This window comes from Aeromonas sp. ASNIH8, from assembly GCF_002919855.1.
Classification (GTDB): Bacteria; Pseudomonadota; Gammaproteobacteria; order Enterobacterales; family Aeromonadaceae; genus Aeromonas; species Aeromonas caviae.
Window position 1 is genome coordinate 20385 of the sequence record NZ_PQLN01000025.1, and the last position, 18700, is coordinate 39084.

Annotated in this window: 10 protein-coding genes; 2 read left to right on the top strand and 8 right to left on the bottom strand. The window is 66.6% G+C overall.

Features of this window, described 5'->3' with window-relative positions:
- Positions 1–27: 27 nt before the first annotated feature.
- Positions 28–846 (top strand): amonabactin ABC transporter ATP-binding protein, encoded by an 819-nt coding sequence (locus C3418_RS08790; protein ID WP_010674442.1) that lies wholly within the window; start codon positions 28–30, stop codon positions 844–846.
- 90 nt (positions 847–936) lie between these two features.
- On the opposite strand, the gene C3418_RS08795 is transcribed toward C3418_RS08790, so the two are convergent.
- Positions 937–1668 carry a 4'-phosphopantetheinyl transferase gene (locus C3418_RS08795; protein WP_029314400.1) on the bottom strand — a complete coding sequence of 244 codons (732 nt, stop codon included), beginning with the start codon at positions 1666–1668 and terminating at the stop codon, positions 937–939.
- 185 nt (positions 1669–1853) lie between these two features.
- Between C3418_RS08795 and C3418_RS08800 the strand changes: the two genes are divergently transcribed.
- Positions 1854–2792 (top strand): iron-siderophore ABC transporter substrate-binding protein, encoded by a 939-nt coding sequence (locus C3418_RS08800; protein WP_010674440.1) that lies wholly within the window; start codon positions 1854–1856, stop codon positions 2790–2792.
- Between the two features lie 205 nt (positions 2793–2997).
- Here C3418_RS08800 and amoH read toward each other — a convergent pair whose 3' ends face one another.
- From amoH to C3418_RS08835, 7 genes are read right to left on the bottom strand one after another with little or no spacing between them, the layout of a single operon-like run.
- Positions 2998–4542: an amonabactin biosynthesis glycine adenylation protein AmoH gene (gene amoH, locus C3418_RS08805; RefSeq protein WP_010674439.1), complete on the bottom strand. Its 1545-nt coding sequence runs from the start codon at positions 4540–4542 to the stop codon at positions 2998–3000.
- Positions 4539–10796, bottom strand: a complete 6258-nt coding sequence (amoG, locus tag C3418_RS08810) for an amonabactin biosynthesis non-ribosomal peptide synthetase AmoG (RefSeq protein WP_103858315.1) — start codon at positions 10794–10796, stop codon at positions 4539–4541. The genes amoH and amoG overlap by 4 nt, the downstream gene beginning before the upstream one ends.
- Positions 10797–10810: 14 nt before the next feature.
- Positions 10811–11560 (bottom strand): amonabactin biosynthesis protein AmoA, encoded by a 750-nt coding sequence (amoA, locus tag C3418_RS08815; RefSeq protein WP_010674437.1) that lies wholly within the window; start codon positions 11558–11560, stop codon positions 10811–10813.
- A gap of 20 nt (positions 11561–11580) precedes the next feature.
- Complete coding sequence (gene amoF, locus C3418_RS08820; protein WP_010674436.1) at positions 11581–14682, bottom strand: amonabactin biosynthesis non-ribosomal peptide synthetase AmoF; 3102 nt, start codon at positions 14680–14682, stop codon at positions 11581–11583.
- The gene (gene amoB / locus C3418_RS08825) at positions 14679–15602 is read right to left on the bottom strand and encodes an amonabactin biosynthesis bifunctional protein AmoB (protein ID WP_010674435.1); all 924 of its coding nucleotides are present in this window, start codon (positions 15600–15602) and stop codon (positions 14679–14681) included. Before amoB ends, amoF begins: the two co-directional genes overlap by 4 nt.
- 23 nt (positions 15603–15625) lie before the next feature.
- On the bottom strand, positions 15626–17293 hold the full coding sequence (locus C3418_RS08830; RefSeq protein ID WP_010674434.1) for a (2,3-dihydroxybenzoyl)adenylate synthase: 1668 nt from the start codon (positions 17291–17293) through the stop codon (positions 15626–15628).
- Complete coding sequence (locus tag C3418_RS08835) at positions 17290–18462, bottom strand: isochorismate synthase MenF (RefSeq protein WP_010674433.1); 1173 nt, start codon at positions 18460–18462, stop codon at positions 17290–17292. Before C3418_RS08835 ends, C3418_RS08830 begins: the two co-directional genes overlap by 4 nt.
- Positions 18463–18700: the final 238 nt, after the last annotated feature.

The window sequence follows — 18700 nt, forward strand, 5'->3', positions numbered from 1 at the left end:
TTTTCAATACAGACCGAGGGCCGCCCGATGACGCTCACCGTGAACCGACTCCAGTTCGGCTACCCGCAAAAGACCATCTTCAAGGAGATATCCTTCTCCCTCCCCCGGGGCAAACTGGTGGGGATCGTCGGCCCCAACGGCGGCGGCAAATCCACGCTGCTCAAGCTCCTTGCGGGACAGGAGCAGCCCCGGTCCGGGGAGATCCTGCTCAAGGAGAAGCCACTCGGTGCCTATGGCGCCAAAGCCCTGGCTCGGGAACTCGCCTATCTGCCCCAACGTCCCCTGGTCCCCCCCGGTATCCTGGTGGAGCAGCTGGTGCAATATGGCCGCCATCCCCATCAGGGCTGGTTCAATCAGTGGAGCGAGGAAGATGCCCGCATGGTGGACTGGGCCCGGGAGCGGATGCAGCTCGATGCCATCTGGCACCAGAGCGCCAGTTCGCTGTCCGGCGGTCAGGCCCAGCGGGTGTGGCTCGCCATGGTGCTGGCACAGGATGCGGACATCATCTTGCTGGACGAGCCCACCAGCGCGCTGGACATCGGCCACCAGACCGAGGTGATGGAGGCCATCCATCGGGTCGCCGCCGAGGGCAAGACGGTGCTTATCGTCATCCACGATCTCGCCACCGCCGCCCGCTACTGCGACGAGCTGATTGCCCTGGGGGATGGCGCCATCCAGGCCATGGGCCCAGCCCGGGAGGTGGTGACCAAGCCCCTCATCGATCGCCTCTACCAGACCGATGTGGACATACTGCACGCCCCCGGCGACGGGGCCCCTGTCATCGTGCCCCGCCGACGCGCTGACGAAGTGCCTCGCCTGCGCGCCGACCATGGCGTGTCGGCCTGACCCTGACCCTGTGCCAGAGAAAGAACCCGCCTGATGGCGGTTTCTTTCTCTGGGCTTTGCGTTGGCGTTATCCGGGCGCTGGCATCGTGCTCACAGCAGCAAGACGGTGAGCACGCCCCCCGGCAGGGCTTGCCAGTGCAGGGTGCAGCGCCAGCCAGCTGGCAGGGTCGGTGTCAGCGGGCATTTGAGCTCCAGGGTGAGAGTCTGCGCCGTCATGGCGAGCCAGCGGGCATCGAGAAAGTCAAAGTAGCGCCCCACCCGGGAATAGAGCCCCTTGAAGAGGCTTTCCTTGGCGGAAAACACCAGGGTCAGTCCCTCTGCCAGGCTCAGCTGGGCGTCGTGAACCCCCGCCTCCAGCCGCCCCCACTCCTCCCCATCCATGATGCCGGGCCAGAGCTGCGCCCCTTGGTCGCCATCGAGCCAGGCCTCCAGATCCAGCCCGATTCCCTCCTGGCCCGGACGCACCGCACACAGGGCCACCCCCTCTCCCGCCAGCCGGCTGTGGCTGATGCTCCCCTCCACCCCTTCAGGCCAGAGTGGCTCCCGGGCAGCGCCGATGGCCACGCTGCATCCTGCAAGACCGAAGGGTCGCAGGGCCTCACGGGCTGCGAGACGCCCTGCCAGAAACTCCCCGAGGCGCCTGGGGGCAGCCCCCTGCAATGAAGCAGGCAGGATGATGCCCTGCGCCCCAAAGCACTCCGGCGAGAAGGCTGCGGGATCAAAACAGACCCGATGAAGAGGCAGCGTCTCAAGACCCGGCAGGCACAAGGTATCGAATTGACGGACAAAGGGTCCATCGAGTGAGGGACAACGAGGCAACATGAAAGGCTCCTGACAGGGGCCTGCGATGGTACCAAAGCAAGCCGAGGTCATGCCACAAACACAAATGACAACGCTTCTCACTTGCTTTGTGGTAGCATGTCCCCGCCCATTCGGGGCTGGCCGGGCGGCTCTCAGGCACTTTTCACAGACTCCGGCCCACCGATTTCACCCATAAGGATGTCACCATGAAGATCTTCTCCCCGCTGGCCACCTTGCTCATGCTGGCCAGCCTGACGGGCTTCCAGGCCCAGGCGGGCAGCCGCCAGGTCATCGATGCCAACGGCCAGTCCCAGAGCGTCCCCGATGCGCCCCGGCGGGTCGTCGTGTTGAGCGAACTCGATCTCGACAGCGCCCTGACTCTGGGGGTGCAGCCGGTAGGCACCGTCAATGGACGCGGCCAGTCCACCCTGCCCCGCTATCTGCTGGACAAGGCGGGCAAGGAGATCGCCGTGGTCGGGGATCTGGACAACCCCAATCTGGAGACCCTCATCGATCTGGAGCCGGACCTCATCCTCACCGGCCAGACCAAGCCCGAGCTCCTGGCCCTGCTCAAGGAGATCGCCCCTACCGTCGTCACCGGCAACTGGGGCGAGCCCTGGAAAACCGTGTTCGGTCGCAGCGCCGACGCGATGAACCGGGGGGCCGAGGCCAAGGCGTTCCTCACCCGGTATGAGGCCCGCCTGGCAGAGGCCCGCAGCAAGCTCGCCAAGCATCAGGGGGAGCAGATGAGCATAGTGCGCTGGAACCCCAAGGGGCCGAGCTACATGCACGGCGGCACCTTTGCCAGCAGCGTGGTCACCGAGATGGGGCTCACCCGACCGTCCCACCAGATTGGCGACAAGAGCCCCCACTCCCCGGCCCTGAGCCTCGAATCCCTCAACCTGCTGGACGGTGACTGGCTGGTGATCGGCACCCTCAGCACCAGCGGGGATGCGGTGGATGCCATGAAGCAGGCCGAGCAGACCCCGGCCTTCCAGCAGCTCGGCGCCATCAAGGGCAAGCGCTTCGGCGCCGTGGACGGGTCTCTCTGGACCTCCACCGGCGGCCCCCAGGCGGCCCTCAAGGTGATCGACGACGTCGAGCGCCTGCTCACCAAACCGGATGCCGCCCCCATCGCTCACTAAGCCCCCTCGGTTTACAGCCAACAAGAAGCCCGCATGATGCGGGCTTCTTTTTATCCATCGCTCTTACCATCCGGCAAGACAGCTTACTCATGCAAAGGCAACGCCTTTCTGTCGAGCTTGCCACTGCCGGTCTTGGGCAGGGCATCCAGCAAGAGGATCCGTGCCAGCACCCTGTTATTGAGGCATCGAGCCTGCAAGCCCTTTGTCACCCCGGTAATGGCAGCGCCTTTCTGTCGAGCTTGCCGCTGCCGGTCTTGGGCAGGGCATCCAGCAGGATGAGCCGCGCCGGCACCATGTAGTGCGGCAGCGTCGCCTGCAGCCCCTTGCGCAGGGCGAGGCGATTGAGAGTCACCCCGCTTTTCGCCTCCACGTAGCCCACCAGCATGGCATCGTCCCCCTCACCCACCAGACGCACCGCCGCCTCCTGCACCCCGGCCTGGCGGCGCAGCCCCGCCTCCACCTCCCCGAGCTCGATGCGAAAGCCCCGCAGCTTGACCTGATCGTCGCGCCGTCCCAGATAGAGGAAGCGGTCCGCCCCAAGGAGGCGCACCCGATCGCCGGTGCGATAGAGGCGGTGGGTGGCAAGGCGCAGGAAGGCCGCGCTGGTCAAGGCAGGCTTGCGCCAGTACCCCTCGCACAGGGCCGGGCTCTCGATGCAGAGCTCGCCGCACTCCCCCTCTGCCACCGGCTGCCCCGCCTCGTCCAGCACCCAGTGACGATAGCCGGGCAGGCTGTGGCTGATGGTGATCTGCCCGCCAACCGGCGGCCAGCGCACCTCGCTCACCAGCGACCAGACGGTGGCCTCGGTCGGCCCGTAGCAGTTCCACAGCCGCCGGGTGCGGGCACAGAGCTGCTCGGCCAACCCTGAGTCCAGCGCCTCGCCACCGCACAGGGCGGTGAGGGTATTGCGCCCCTGCCAGCCCGCCTTGAGCAGCATGCGCCAGCAGGCCGGGGTGGCCTGCAGCCAGTTGATGGAGGGGTCGGCCTCGAGCAGGGCCAGCATCCCCAGGGGATCCTTGTTGTGCTCACCGCCGGCCACCGTCAGCCGGCCACCGCCCCAGAGCGGCCCCAGCATCTCCAGCAGCGAGATGTCGAAGGCCGGGGTGGTGATGAAGAGCCAGTGGCAGCCAGGTGAAAGCCCGAGCCGCTCGCGGATCCCGTCGAGGAAGCAGAGCAGGGCCCGCCGGCTGATGACCACCCCCTTGGGCTCGCCGGTGGAACCCGAGGTAAACATCATGTAGGCAGCCAGGGCGTCATCCACCTGGGGCCAGGAGACGGGCCCTGCCGCTGCCGGGCCATCGAGGGTACGCAGCGGACAGCCGAAGGCGGGAGCCGGCCTGTCGCCGTCGCAGATCACCGCCGACAGGCGCGCCTGGCGTGCGATCCCCTGCAGCCGCTCCACCGGAAAGTCCGGCTCAAGGGGCACGAAGGTGAGACCGAGCCGCAGGCAGGCCAGCAGGCTGGCCACCAGATCGGGGCTGCGGGAGAGATAGAGGCCGACCCGCTCCCCCACCGCCAGCCCCTGCAATCGGGCGGCAATCTCGCCGACCCTGACATTGAGCGCGCCGTAGCTGAGCCACTGCTCATCTGATCCGCCCTCACTGATGCCCTCCCCGCCCATACGGATGGCGGGGGCCAGCGGACTGGCGGCCAGACAGGCGGCCAGCCGCGCACCCAGGTTGGCCGCCCCCTCACGGGGGGCGGGCCGGGTTTGCACGAGTTGAGCCTTATGCTTGATGGTCACCGTCATAGTGCGGCCTCCGTTTGGCGCACCAGCCAGTGCCGATAGAGCCGGCTGGGGGATGGATGGGCCTTGAGGGTCTGCAGGCTGAGCGGCGCCCGCTCCTGGCCAAACGCCTCGTTGAGGGCCGCCAGCAGGGCGAGCTGCTGCACCGAATCCACCCCGAGTTCACACAAGGTCTGCTGCCAGATGCCGGGCACGCCACACTGGCGCTCCCACAGAGCCACCAGCACGCGGGCCTCGGCCGGCGGCTGAGCCAGACCGGGCTCCGTCCTGGTGGCGACCACCTGCGGCATCACCGGGGGCAGTGCCGTCGCCACCACACTGGCCGGTTGGCTCAGATCCGCCTGCGCCAGCCAGCCGAGCTCGACCAGCCAGTCAGCCAGCACCGCCTCTGCCCGTGCCTCGGGGATCTGCTCGCCATCGAACTCGAGGCGCAGCTGGAGCGTCTCACCCCGGCTGCTGACCACCAAGGAGAGCGGCAGCTCCACCTTCTCCACCACGGTGCCAAAGCGTGGCACCAGCTGGTGAGGTTCGGGGGCGACAGGGGCCGCCGGTATGGGGTAGTTCTCGAACACGAACAGACTCTGAAACAGACGCGCCCGGCCTTTGGTCAGTGCCGCCAGCGACTGGGTGCCGTGCTCGTTGAGTGCCATCAGATCGGCCTGCAACCGGGCGATATGCTCGGCCAGGGTCAGCTCGGTGCGCCACGCCAGGGCCAACGGCAGGCTGTTGATATAGAGCCCGACGCTCGCGGTGATCCCCTCGATGGGGTAATCCCGGCCCGGGGTCACGTTGCCCACCAGAGTGACGGCATCGCCAGAGCGGCGTGCCAGCAGACGGTGCCAGGCATATTGGGCCAACAGGCCCGCGGTCACGCCAAGGTCGCGGGCACGATGGGCGAGCAGGGTCGCCACCTCGGCCGGCAACACCCTAGCGCACACCGCCGGTCGCTGCTGGGTATGGCGCCCGCTTGAGCCAGCGTCCAGCGTCACCCCGAACAGGCAGGCGAGATCGTTAGGCTTTGTTAGCAGCTCGCCACGCCCCTGCCAGTAAGCCTCGGCGCTGCGGGCTTGGCTGGCGATATGGCCGCCAAATTCGAGCCAGGCGGTATCCGGCTCGGCTTGTGGCAGCAGGCCGTTCATCAGCGCCTGATAGCCGCGATGCAGGGAGCCCAGCAACACGGGACCGCTCCAGCCATCCAGCACGCCGTGATGGGCGCTGAAGATCACCTTGTGGTGATCGGGGGCCAATTTGAAACAGGCAAGGCGCAGCAGGGGGGCCTGCTCCAGCGGGATCGGGCGGGCCAGATCCTGCTCGCGGTATGCCTGGACCCGTGTCTCTGCATTTCCCACCTCGGACAAGTCCTCATAGTGGAATGGCAACTCGGCGTGCTTGAGAATGCGCTGCAGCGCCACCCCGTCCGCCAGTACCAGTTCGCTGCGAAGGGCCGGCCAGCGGGCAATCTGCCCCTGCCAGGCCTGACGGTAGACCGCCACGTCCAGCGGCTGGTGATAGTCCATCTCGGTCTGCAGGTGATAGGCGTGATCCCGGGGCAGCAGCGCCCTGTGATGGAACATGCTCTGCTGAAGCGAGGTCATGGGCAGCAGGGTCTCCACCTCGCGCCCGGCCAGCACCCGATCGAGCCCAGCTTGCGAGAGGTCAAGCCCCGGGAAGTCGCTCGGGGTATGGCGCGGCGCCTTCAGGTTGCAGCAGTGCTCCACCAGCGCCGTCAGGTTGTCCGCCAGCCGCGCCATCAGAGCGTCGCTCCCTTGCTGGTTGAGGGCGCCCACCTGGCGCAGGGTGAGGCGGCCATCAAACACGCCCCCATGCAGACTGACCAGTTCCCGCGGCAGGTTGTCAGGGGACGTAGGTGCCCCCGGCGCCAGCGGCAGGGGCTGCCAGGGCTGAGCGGCCTCGCCCTGATGGCTGACCCCCAGGTAGTTGAAGACGATCAGGGCTTCGGGCAGTGCCCAACCACGGGGGTGGTGCAGTCGCAGGGCGTTGAAGCCCACCCCCTTGTCCGGCACGGCGCGCAGCTGTTCCTTGGTGGCGCACACCAGCGCATCCCACTCCTTGGCATCCGCCAGCGCCAGCGGGTAGGTGCTGGTGAACCAGCCCAGAGTACGGCTCACGTCCAGTTCAGCATCGATGGCCTCGCGGCCGTGTCCTTCCAGCATCACGCAGTGACGATTGCCGTAACCCAGCTCGCTCAGGGTACGGGTCAGGGCCGCCAGCAGCAGGTCGGGCACCCGGGTAAAGTAGGCCTGGTTGGCGGCGTCGATGAGCCGAGCCGTGGTCTCCTGACTCAGTTGCAGCAGGCTGGCGGCGGCGCGGCCATCGGTGGCGCGCGCAGCGATCAGCAGGTGACCCTGGCTGCCCTCTCCCTGAGCCAGCCAGAAGCCAAGCTGATCCTCTTCCCGTTTGGCGTAGGCCGCGAGCCCCTCACCCCACTGGCGATAGCTGCTGCCCTTGGCGGGCAGCGGCTCACCCCTGCTCACCCGTGCCAGATCTTCGGCCAGAATGCGCCAGGAGACCGCATCGATGACCAGATGATGGAAGGCAAGGAAGAGTCCCTCCACCGTCTCGCACTCGCCCTCCAAAGAGATATTGCGCAGGCGGGCCCAGGCCAAAGTGTGACCGCTGGCAGGGTCGAAATCTCCCTGCAGCTCGGTCAGGCGGGCCTGCAGCTCGACCTCATCGAGATTGGCGGCATCCAGGGTCGGCAACGGCGGCAATGGCAGTTCGGCCAGGTAGCGCTGGCCGGTCGGGGTCACCGCCAGGCGCAGGGCATCGTGGTGCTGGCGCAGGGTATCCAGCCAGCCGCGCAGGGCCTCATCATCCACCCCGGCCGGCAGGCGCAGGATCACCCCCTGGTTCCAGTGACCGGACTTGGCAAAGCCCTGTTCGAAGAACCAGTGCTGAATGGGGTGGAGCGGGAACTCGCCGGTCAGGCTGCCCTGCTCGCTCCTGTGGCTGACCGCCTGCTGCTGGCCGAGCTGGCGGCAGAGGCGGCGCACCGTCTTGGCTTCGAACACGTCCTTCACGCTGCAGTGCAGCCCCGCATCCCGCAACCGGGTGGTGAGCTGGATGCTGAGGATGGAGTCACCGCCCAAGCGGAAGAAGTCATCCTCCACCCCGAGCGGTTGCTTGAGCACCCCTTGCCAGATGGCGAGCACGGTCTGCTCCAGTTCGTTTTGCGGCTCGCCCTTGCTCTGCTGCCAGACGATGGCGGGCAGGCGGCGCAAGTCCAGCTTGCCGTTGGGGGTGAGCGGGATCTCGGGCAGCCAGCAGAGGCGCGCCGGCACCATGTATTCGGGCAGGCACTCGCCGGCCCGCTGCAGCAGGGCATCGCCGTCGGGCTCGCTCGCCCCGGCCTGCAGACAGGCGTAAGCGAGCAGGCGCCCCTCCTGCACCACCACCTTGATCTGGCGCATCGCCGGGCACAATTCGGCGAGCCGGGTCTCTATCTCCCCCGGCTCGATGCGATAGCCGCGCAGCTTGATCTGCTCGTCTATCCGGCCCAGATACTGGATGTTGCCGTCGCGGCGCAGCAGGGCCCGATCGCCGGTGCGATAGAGGCGATGGGTACGTTCCGCCAGCGCCAGCTCGATAAAGGCCTCCTGGGTGCGCTCTGGCAGATTGAGGTAGCCACGGGCCAGCCCCAGCCCCGCCAGGCAGAGCTCGCCGGGGACCCCCACCGGGCAGAGGTTGCCCGCCTCATCCAGGATCAGCGCCTTCAGGTGGTTGACGGGTCGACCTATGGTGATGGGCGCCCCCGGGGTGAGCCGCGCGCAGAGCGCGGTGACGGTGCACTCGGTCGGGCCGTACATGTTGAACAGCGCCACCCGCTCCCCCCAACGCTCCACCAGGCTGCTCGGGCACGCCTCGCCGCCAAAACCGATGGCCTTGAGGGAACCGAGTTCCGCCGGGGGCAATAGATTTGCCAACAGCGCCGTGGGCAGGATCATGTGGCTGGCACCACAAGCGATCGCGGCACTGATCACCCCCTCGCCCGGCTCGCCAAAGTACAGGGCCGCGCCGCAGTAGAGCGGCAGCAAGCTGGTCATGTTGCCGGCATCAAACGAGAGGGACATGCAGTTGAACATGGCGCCACCCTTCCCAAGGGCGATGCGATCACCGTGATCCGCCATCAGGTTGACCAGGCTGCCCTGCTCCACCATGACCCCCTTGGGCAGGCCGGTGCTGCCGGAGGTGTAGATGATCTGGGCCAGCATGGCGGCGTCCCGGGGCAGTGCGGGCGTGCTGGTTGGCATCTTGTCCAGCGCAAGCCCGTGCAGATCGTGATATTCGGCAGTCGTTCCCGCCAGCGCCTCGCCAAGGTGCGGGTCCGGCACGCCCCCCAGCACCAGGTTGATGCCCGCGTCGGTGAGGATATGGGCCAGTCGCTCGGCGGGATAGGCAGGATCCAGCGGTACATAGGCCGCCCCCGCCTTCCAGCAGGCGAGCAGGGCGATGACGAAGGCGACATCGCGCCTGGCCTGGATGCCGATGGCGGCGCCCGAGGTGACGCCCTGAGCCAGCAGCCAGTGAGCCAACTGGTTGGCACGCACCTCCAGCTCGCCATAGGTCAACGATTGCGCGCCGTCGCTGACCGCCAACGCGTCCGGTAACTGAATAGCGCGCCGCTCGATATGACAGAGCAGGGTGTCGCGGCTCGGGTAATCCGGCGGCAGGTCTGCAAGCTCGGCGGCCAGCGCGGCCTGGTCGGTGCCCGCCTCCAGCGGCAGTTGCCAGATGTCGGTCTCGGGGGCCGCCACCACGGCGCGCATCAGGTGCAGCAGGCGATCGGCATAAGCCTGGATGGTCTCCTGCTCGAACAGGGCGGTGGCGAACAGCCAGTCCACCCGGACGGAGTCCATCAGCTCGGTCACCTTGACCGAAATGTCGGTCTTGGCCGGCAACACAGGCGAGGTCTCCTCCACCAGCTGGCAACCGGGGATGAGATCGTTGAAGTCCACCTTGGCCTGATAGACCAGCATGATCTGGAAGATGGGGTTGATGGCGGTGGTGCGATCCGCGCCGATGGCCTCGGCCAGCGCCTCGAAGCGGTAGAGCTGGTGATCGAAGGCCGCCAGATCCTCCTCCCGGCACTGCTGCAGATAGTCGACAAAGCTGGGCTTGCCGCTGAGTTGAGTGCGCAGCACCAGGGTATTGACGAAAAAGCCCACCAGCGACTCGATCTCGTGGCGCTCGCGATAGGCGAGCGGGGTGCCGATCACCACCTCCTTCTCGCCGCTCTGGCGCACCATCAGCAGGGCAAACAGGGCGTGCAGACCGATGAAGTTGGAGGTGCTGTGGCGCTGACAGAGACGCTTGAAACTCTCCCACAGGTCGCTCTCGATGGTGGAGAAGACCAGCTCGCCGCCGCTGTCCTGATGGGCCGGGCGCGGCTTGTCGAGCGGCAGACCGTGCACCTCGGGGCTGCCACCGAGCCGGTCGACCCAGAACGGCTTGAACTCGGCGTGATAATCGAGAAAACGCGGCGAGTTGAACCAGCGGGCATAGTCGATGTAGGTAAGCGGCAGCTCGCTCACCTGCAGGGGCTCGCGGTTCTGATGGGCAAGAAAGGCACGCTTGAGATCCGCGAACATGTTCTTGACCGACCAGCCGTCGGAGATGATGTGGTGCTGGGTGATCAGCAGTACGTGTTCGCGGCTGCCCAGCCGAATAAGATGCACCCGACTCAGATCCCCTTTGGTCAGGGAGAAGGGGCGCCCGATCTCCTCGCGCACCCGGCGGGCCACATAGGCCTCCCGCTCGGCAATGGGCTCTGTGCTCACGTCCTCAAGCTGCAGCTTGAAGGGCGTGTGGGGCAGGATCTCCTGGGCCCCCCTGCCCGCCTCGTCCTTGATGAAGCGGGTGCGCATGCTGGGGTGGCGGGCAAACAGGTGGTCGAAGGCAAACTCCAGTGCCACCGTGTCCAGCTCTCCCTTGACGCGAAAATAGACCGGCATGTTGTAGAGGTGGGAGGCCTCCTCATACTGCTCGATAAACCAGAGCCCGCTCTGGGACGAGGAGAGCGGCCCCTGCCGGGCGCCCTCGGTGGCGATAGGTTCTTCGAAAGCGGCGCGGGCCGCCAGGCAGCGCACCAGCTCATCCTTGTGGGCCTTGATGGTGGCGCCGATGGCCGGTGTCACCGCCTCCTTGCTCGACTGGGAGATAAGCTGGCCTTTCTCGTTCAGCCCAAGCTTCACTCCCTGCCGTTCCAGCTGTTTCAACAGCAAAATCATATTGTTCATCTGTTTCTCAAGCCTCAGGCACTCAGGGTGGCGCCGCCGTCGACGACCAGATCCTGCAGCGTGATGTGGCTGGCCAGATCCGAGGCCAGGAAGAGGACGGTATGGGCGATCTCCGCCGGGGTGGCGACCTTGCGCAAGGGGATGCCGAGCTTGAACTGCTCCGGCAACCCGGCAATGGTGCGGGCCATGGCCTCCTCGCTTGGCAGCATGCCGCGCAGCATGGGGGTATCCGTCGAGCCCGGCGACACCAGGTTGGCGCGCACGCCGAAGGGGGCCAGCTCCAGCCCCACCGTCTGGGTCAGGCTGGTGACCGCCGCCTTGGAGGCGCAATAGGCCGCCATCTGCATGCGCGGCACATGGGCGGCGTTGGAGCCGATGGTGACGATGGCACCGCGCCGCTGCCCCTTGAAGTGGGGCACCAGGGCCCGCAGCAGATAGAAGACACCGCTGGCGTTGACCGTCATGCAGTCGTGCCAGTCGTCATCGCTCAGAGTCTCGGTGGGGCCGAGGCGCAGCACCCCGGCCCCGTTCACCAGCACATCGAGCCCGCCGTCCGCCAGCAGCGCTGCGCAGCAGGCGTTGACCGCCTTCGAGTCGCCAATATCGAGCAGCCGGGTGGCATAGGGGTAGTCAGCTTCGGGAAACGCCAGATCCAGCCCCACCACGGATGCGCCGGCCGCCACGAACTGCGTCGCCACCTCACGGCCGATGCCGCGCCCGGCTCCGGTCACCCAGACCCGCTTGCCAGTGAAATCAAAGGTCATTGCTTGTTGCTCCTTATCCATCACCACACCATCTCCACGCTCTCTTCGTCCTCGGCAAGCAGGCCGTCGAGGAAACGGCAGAAGTCGTCGAGGCGCGGGTGATCGAACACGTCAGAGACCTTGACCTGCACCCCGAACTCGGCGCCGAGCCGGTTGACGATCTGGATGGTCTGCAGGGACTGGCCCCCCAGTTCGAAGAAGTTGTCCGTGGGCGCCATGGTGGCGAGCCCCAGGATCTGCTGCCAGATGGCGCCGACCCGGTTCTCGGTCTCGCTGCCCAGGGTCAGGGCTTCGCCGCCCGCCTGGTAGGCGGCCAGCAGGGCCTTGCGATCCAGCTTGTTGGAGCCGGTGCGGGGCAGCTGGTCATAGTGGCGATAGTCGGTGGGGATCATGGCTGCGGGCAACACCTTGGCCAGTTGCGCCTTGATGACCCGGCTGTCGCGCTCCGCCCCCGCCACGAAGGCCACCAGCCGGCGCACGCTGCCGATGCTCACCCCCTGCACGCACGCCTCGTCCACCCCCGGCAGGGCCAGCAGTTGGGCCTCCACCTCACCGGGCTGGATGCGATAGCCGCTTATCTTGAACTCGTTGTCGCGCCGACCCAGATAGACCAGCCGGCCATCCACCAGGCGCACCCGATCGCCGGTGCGATAGACGGGCATCTGCTCCGCGCCAACCCGCAGGGTGCCAAAGCTCCCTTGCACGCCCCCCACATAGCCGTTGGCCAGCTGCGGGCCGAGCAGCACCAGCTCGCCTTCCTTGGCGGGTTGCTCCCCCGCCCCCAGGATGAGCGCCTGCATGCCGGGCAGCGGCAGGCCTATGGGCAACTGGGCCTGGCTCGGGTCTTCCTGTTGCAGCTCCTGGGTGGTCACCACCACGGTCGTTTCGGTGGGGCCGTAGGTGTTGAACAGGCGCACATCGGAGCGGCCCTGGCGCTGCCACTGGGCCAGTTGCTCGGGGTAGACCGCCTCGCCGCCGATGATGACGGTGGTAAGCCCGGCAGGAATGTGGGCCTGACCCGCCGTCAGCGCCACCACCCACTCGTTCCAGAACGCGGTGGGCAGGTCGAGGTGGGTGATCCCCATCTGCTCCACCCCGGCCGCAAAGGCGGGCATGGATTCAAGCAGGGCGTCGGTGCGCAGCACCAGGGTGGCACCGGCACTCAGGGTGGCGAACACCTCCTCGATGCTGGCGTCGAAGTTGAAGGGGGCGAATTGCAGCATCCGCGCCTCTTCATCCAGGTGATAACGGCAGTGGGCGGCGGCGGCGAAGTGATCCAGCGCGCCGTGGCTCACCGCCACTCCCTTGGGCAGGCCGGTCGAGCCCGAGGTGAACATCAGGTAGGCGACGGCGCGGCCGGCGGCCGGCTGGTTCAAGCGGTTATCACTCACCAGATCCCCCGCCAGCAGGGTGCGCCCCTCAAACAGGCTGGCCAGCTTGTGGCGGTACTCGGCCTGGGTGATCAGGGTCTTGACCTCCCCCAGTCGCAGGATATGGCCCTGACGCTCCAGCGGCTGCTCGGGGTCGAGGGGCATATAGACGGCGCCCGCCAGCAGTACCGCCAGTTGGGCGAAGATGGCCTGGGGGGTGCGGGCCAGCATGACCCCCACCTTGTCGCCGGGGACGACGCCTGCGGCTTGCAGGGCGGCCGCCATCTGTTCGGCTCTGGCCAGCAGCGCCTCGTAGCTGAAGCGGGCCTCTCCCTGCGCCGTGCTCTGAATCAAGGCAATCTTGTCCGGGGTCTGGGCGGCGAAATGGCAGAGCGCCTCCAGCACAGGCCGAGCCTTGATCACTTCATGGGAGGGGCCGGCGATCAGGGCGCTGGCTCGCTGCTCGGCCAGCCAGTCGGCCTTGAGCGTCCCCAGAGTCCGGGCAGGCTCGGCCAGCCAGCGGCCCAGCAGGGCAAACAGGGTATCGGCGATGGCTGCCAGATCCCCCTGCTGGTAGCAGCCGGGGTTGGCGTCCAGATCCAGTCTGGGCTGGCCATCAACGCCAACCTGCACCTCGATGGTGAGATCCTCCACCGGGCCGGCGCTGATGTTGAGAATATGGGCAGATAGCGGCCCGAAGCGGCGAGCGTGATCAAACGGCATGATGTTGACCAGCGGGCCGAACAGCCGCTTGTCGCCCCCCACCAGGCCAAGGTCGCGGCGCAACAGCTCGTAACGGTAGTGCTGGTGCTTGCGCACCCCGCGCTTGGCCTTGGCCACGGCGCCGGCGGCCTCCGCCAGATCCAGCCCCTCTTCGAGCTCCAGAGCAAGGGGGGTGATGTTCATCTGCATGCAGGGTACGGTCAGCGACGCCGAGCCGATGCGGTTCATCATCATCAGGCCGAGCAGGGTCTTATCCTGGCCGCTCGACAGCGACAGCTGGGCCGAGAGACCGGCCAGCAGCAGATCGGGCCAACCCAGCTTGTGCTCGTCGGCAAAGCCGGTCAGGGATTGCCAGAGCGCCGCCGGCAGCGGACGGCTCTCGCGGATAAATTCGGCGGCGATCGGTGCGCGGGTCTCGCCAAAGGACTTCACCTCGGGCCAGCCTTGCAGCTGCTCCTGCCAGAAGGCGCGGGCGGCGTCGTTCTTGCCGCTCTGCTCGCGGCTCGCCTCTTCTGCCAGCACTTCAGCCAACGAGCCGAAGGGGGATGGGGAGTTCATCTCACCGGCCAGCCCCTCTGCATACAGTTCGGCGATGCGCTGGAACAGCAAGGTGGTGCCAAAGCCGTCGAGGGCGATGTGGTGCACGCAGCTGTAGAGATAATCGCGGCCGGGGCCGCGCAGCAGGGCGAAACGGCAGGGTGCCTCTTGGGTCAGCTCGAACGGGCGGCGCAGATCGGCCCAGGCCCAGGCGCGGGCCAGCGTCTCGTCATCGTGCTCGAGGGAGATTTCTTCATAGGCTAGGGGCAGCTCATGCGAGACGAAGCAGACCGCCTCCTTATCGTCTTCGAAGTGGCCCTTGAGCGCCTCGCACTCCCCTACCGCCTTGGCAAGGGCCGCGGCCAGCACGGCCGCCTCGACCTTGCCGTCGAAGGCGATGCACTCGGCGGTGTTGAACATCGCCTTGTCGTCGTTGAGCAGATGTCCGGACCAGAGCCCCTGCTGGGGGATGGTCAAGGGGAAGCGATTCATGGGGTCACCTCCAGCGCCTGGGCTGCCAGCCTGGCTTCGATCAGGCGCCACCAGCCGTTGAGGGTCGGCAGCTTGGCGAGATCCACGAAGCCGAGCTCCACCCCGGCGGCGCGCCACTCGGTGAGCAGGGCCATGATCCGCACCGAATCCAGACCGTAGTCGATGAGGTTCTCGTCAGGGTCAAACTCCCCTTCATCCTCGTCGATATGACTCAGCAGCCGCGCCTTGAGCCCCTCATACGTCAGCAACGGATTGGTGGGCAGCTGACTGGTCTGGGCGGCAGAAGCGGAGGCAGGGGCGAGGGCCAGCACCTCCTCGCAGGGGATCACCTTGCCGCAACGGGTCGCCACGTAGTCGAGCGCCATCTGGTGGTCGGCCAGGGAGAAGTCCGCCACCCCGTCCGCCAGGAAGAAGGGCTGGATGTCGCGCATGAAGGCGTCGCAGGCGGTCATCATGCAGCCGATATGGCCGTAGATGCCGCCGATGATCAGCTGATCCCGCCCCAGCGCTTTGAGCATCTGCTCCAGCTCGGAGCGCTGGAAGGCGCTGTAGCGCCACTTGACCAGCACGGTGTCGTCCCGCTCTGGGCGCAGCGCTGCCACCACCTGCTGCTGCTCGGGCCGCTTGTTGAGACCCGGGCCCCACATGTCGCTCAGCAGGGCGCGATCTTCAGGGGATTGATCCTTGGGCTGGGCGGTGTAGAAGACCGGAATGCCGAGGGCCTTGCACTGCTTGCGCACGGCGGCCAGCTGCTCGGTGAGCGCCGCAATCAGCGGGCTGTTTTCGCCATAGAAGGCGGTGAAGTACTCCTGCATGTCGTGGATCAGCAGGGCGGCGCGCTTGGGATCCAGAGACCAGTTGACCTTGTTGGCCTTCCACTGGCTGGGCATGGCGTAATTGTTCAGGGTTGGGATAGCCATAACGTCATGATTCCTTTTTAGTTTTATGCTGTTGTCAGGGGTTTGCTGGCGGCGATGGCGTGCGCAATGCGCGCCCGCAGCCCCTGCTTGTCAATCTTGCCCACCGCCGTCATGGGCAGGGCATCCAGGGTTTCGAAACGGTCGGGCAGCTTGAAGTCCGCCACCCCGCGCTCGCGCAGAAACTTGCGCAAGGCCAGCGGCTTCAAGGCGGGATCCGTGCTGACGATAAAGGCGCAGCTCTTCTCCCCCATGGCGCTGTCGGGCATGGAGACCAGGGCCGCATGGGTGATGGCAGGGTGGTGCAGCAGCTGGTTTTCCACCTCTTCCGCCGCGATCTTCTCGCCGCCCCGGTTGATCTGATCCTTCTGCCGCCCCACCACGGTGAGGTAGCCATCGGCATCCTGTACTACCAGGTCGCCGGAGCAGTAGAAACCCTCGCTATCGAACACCCGGGCGTTGTGGGCCGGGCTCTGGTAGTAGCCGCGGAAGGTATAGGGGCCACGGGTGTGCAGGGCGCCAGACTCGCCGGGGGCAACCGGATTGCCCGCCTCATCGAGGATGCGCACCTCGTCGTCCGGGCTCATGGGGCAGCCCTGGGTATGGATCACCTTCTCGTCGTGGTCGTCCAGCCGGGTGTAATTGACCAGCCCTTCCGCCATGCCGAACACCTGCTGCAGCCGGCAACCGAGCAGCGGCCCAATCTTGCTGGCCACCGCCTCCCCCAGCTTGGCGCCGCCCACTTGCAGCAAGTCGAGGCTCGCCAGTTGGGTGCGCGCTGTGGGATCCGCTTCCGCGGCCTGCAGCCAGAGCGAGACCGCCGGCGGCACCAGCGAGGTGAGATTGACCCGGTGGCGGGCAATCAGCGGGAAACAGCTGATGGGGCTGGGGTCGGAGGCGAGCACCACAGTGCCGCCCGCCTCGAACACCCCCAGGGCGCCAGGGGAGCTCAGGGGGAAGTTGTGGGGCGCCGGCAGGGCGCACAGATAGCGGGTATGGGGCCCCAATTCACAGATTTCATTGCTGCGGCGCACGCTGTACAGGTAGTCATCGTGGGTGCGGGGGATGAGCTTGGGGGTGCCGGTGCTGCCACCGGAGAGCTGGAAGAAGGCCACCTCGTTCGCCGGGGTCGGGGCAAAAGAAACGGATGGGGAGCTCCCCTCATCCCCCTCGCAAAGCCAGCGGGTCAGCCCCAACTCTCCTGCGTCGCCATCCAGCAGCACCAGTTCGGCGCCGATGCTTGCCAGCAGCTCGCTCTCGCGACCCTTGCTCGCAAACTGCGGGTGGGTCAGCGAGCCGATAAAGAGGCGGGGCCGGATCTGCTCGGCGTAAGAGGCCAGCTCCAGCCGGTTGTGGCTAAAGAGCGCGTTGACCGGCGCGATGCCGGCCTTGAGCATGGCGAAGAACACCAGATAGAACTCGGCCACGTTGGGGAGCTGCACCAGCGCGGTATCCCCCACCCCCAGGCCGTGGCAGGCCAGATTCGCGGCCAGCCGGCTCGAGGCGGCGTCCAGCTCGCCATAGCTGAAGCGACGCTCACCGCAGAGGATGGCCTCGACGTCAGGTGCCAGCTCGCACTGACGCGCCAGCATGGCGGTCAGCGGCTCGCCGCGCCAATAACCCTTGGCGCGGTAACGCTGGGCCAATTCGTCGGGCCAGCGGGTATAGGGCAGGAAGCGGTTGAATTGGCTCATTGCGCCACCTCCAAGCCCAGGCCCAGTGCCTTGAGCATGGTGCCCAGCTTGGTGCCGGTCTCGGCCCACTCCATGGCGGGATCCGAGCCCGCGACGATACCGGCGCCGGCAAACAGCTCGACCTGATGGCCATCGAGCACGCCGCAGCGGATCACCACGGCCCACTCGCCGTTGCCCTGGTTGTCGCACCAGCCAACGATGCCGCTGAACAGGGCGCGCCGGAAGGGCTCCTGCTCGCGGATGAACTGGCGGGCCAGATCAGTGGGATAGCCGCACAGGGCCGGGGTGGGATGCAGCTGGCAGGCCAAGGAGAGCACCGATGCCTCGCCGCCATTGAGCCGGCCAGCGATGGGGGTGCCCAGATGCCAGAGGGTATCTGTGCTCATCAACGAGGGATGAGCGGGGATCGCCAGCTCGCGGCAGTGGGGGGTCAGCACCCGGCGGATTTCGTCGATCACCAACTTGTGTTCATGCTGATCCTTGCGAGAAGCCAGCAGATCCCGGGCCACCATTTCGTCTTGCGCCGGTTCGCTCGCCCGACGGGCGGAACCCGCCAACGGGTGGGTGAACACCTCTCCCCCGCTGACCCGCAGCAGCAGCTCCGGACTGGCACCGAGCAGTCGGCGACCCTGGCCGAGCGGCAGGGAGAAGTGGAAGGCGTGGGGATTCTGGGCCATCAAACGGGCCATCACCTGCTTAGGGTCAGCGGGCTGGTGCAGGGTAAGGGTGAGTTTGCGCGACAGCACCACCTTGGCGAGCCGACCTTGTGCAAACGCATCCAGCGCCGCACTGACCGAGGCCTGGAATTCGCTGGCCGGCGGGGTGCTCTGCACCGAGATGACCCCGTTGGCCTCGGGGGCCTGCTCAACCGCTGTCACCGATGACGGCTCTGTCGGGGCCAGTTTCTCGCCCCGCTTATAGTTGCCGGGCACATAGAGGCAGGAGGCCTCCGCCGGGTCGAACGCAAAAGCACCGATCAGCAGAGGGTTGGTCTGGCCGGCAGCCCTGGCGGCATCGAGGGCCAGGGTTATCTGCTGTGCCAGCAGGGGCCACTCGCAGGCGGGGGTGGTGATGGGTTGCCCCAGGTCAGTGGCACTGATCGTGCCCTGACACGAGGTAAACAAGAAATCAGGCGACATCTTCGCCTCGGCAGGTGTGCCATTGTCCATTACTCGAGTCTTCACGTCATACCCTCAAGGAAGATTCAAAATGATAATGATTATCAATTTGACTTTGTGCGGCGGTAAAATACTCGCTTTGAAATCGCGGGGTCAATGGGATTTTGCATCGTTAAAACAGGAGCTTGTCTGTGGGTATGTCGGGGATGACGCCAGGGCGGGCCTGCTGGCGGTGAAGGGAAATAGCTACTCGAATGAAAACGGATTGCCATCCCCATATGGGGGATGC

Bases quoted from the DNA above. Each gene is read 5' to 3' on its own strand.
- amoH (WP_010674439.1), bottom strand. From the start codon at position 4,542: ATGACGGTGACCATCAAGCATAAGGCTCAACTCGTGCAAACCCGGCCC.
- C3418_RS08790 (WP_010674442.1), top strand. From the start codon at position 28: ATGACGCTCACCGTGAACCGACTCCAGTTCGGCTACCCGCAAAAGACC.
- C3418_RS08835 (WP_010674433.1), bottom strand. From the start codon at position 18,462: ATGGACAATGGCACACCTGCCGAGGCGAAGATGTCGCCTGATTTCTTG.
- C3418_RS08795 (WP_029314400.1), bottom strand. From the start codon at position 1,668: ATGTTGCCTCGTTGTCCCTCACTCGATGGACCCTTTGTCCGTCAATTC.
- amoF (WP_010674436.1), bottom strand. From the start codon at position 14,682: ATGAATCGCTTCCCCTTGACCATCCCCCAGCAGGGGCTCTGGTCCGGA.
- C3418_RS08800 (WP_010674440.1), top strand. From the start codon at position 1,854: ATGAAGATCTTCTCCCCGCTGGCCACCTTGCTCATGCTGGCCAGCCTG.
- amoG (WP_103858315.1), bottom strand. From the start codon at position 10,796: ATGAACAATATGATTTTGCTGTTGAAACAGCTGGAACGGCAGGGAGTG.
- amoB (WP_010674435.1), bottom strand. From the start codon at position 15,602: ATGGCTATCCCAACCCTGAACAATTACGCCATGCCCAGCCAGTGGAAG.
- amoA (WP_010674437.1), bottom strand. From the start codon at position 11,560: ATGACCTTTGATTTCACTGGCAAGCGGGTCTGGGTGACCGGAGCCGGG.
- C3418_RS08830 (WP_010674434.1), bottom strand. From the start codon at position 17,293: ATGAGCCAATTCAACCGCTTCCTGCCCTATACCCGCTGGCCCGACGAA.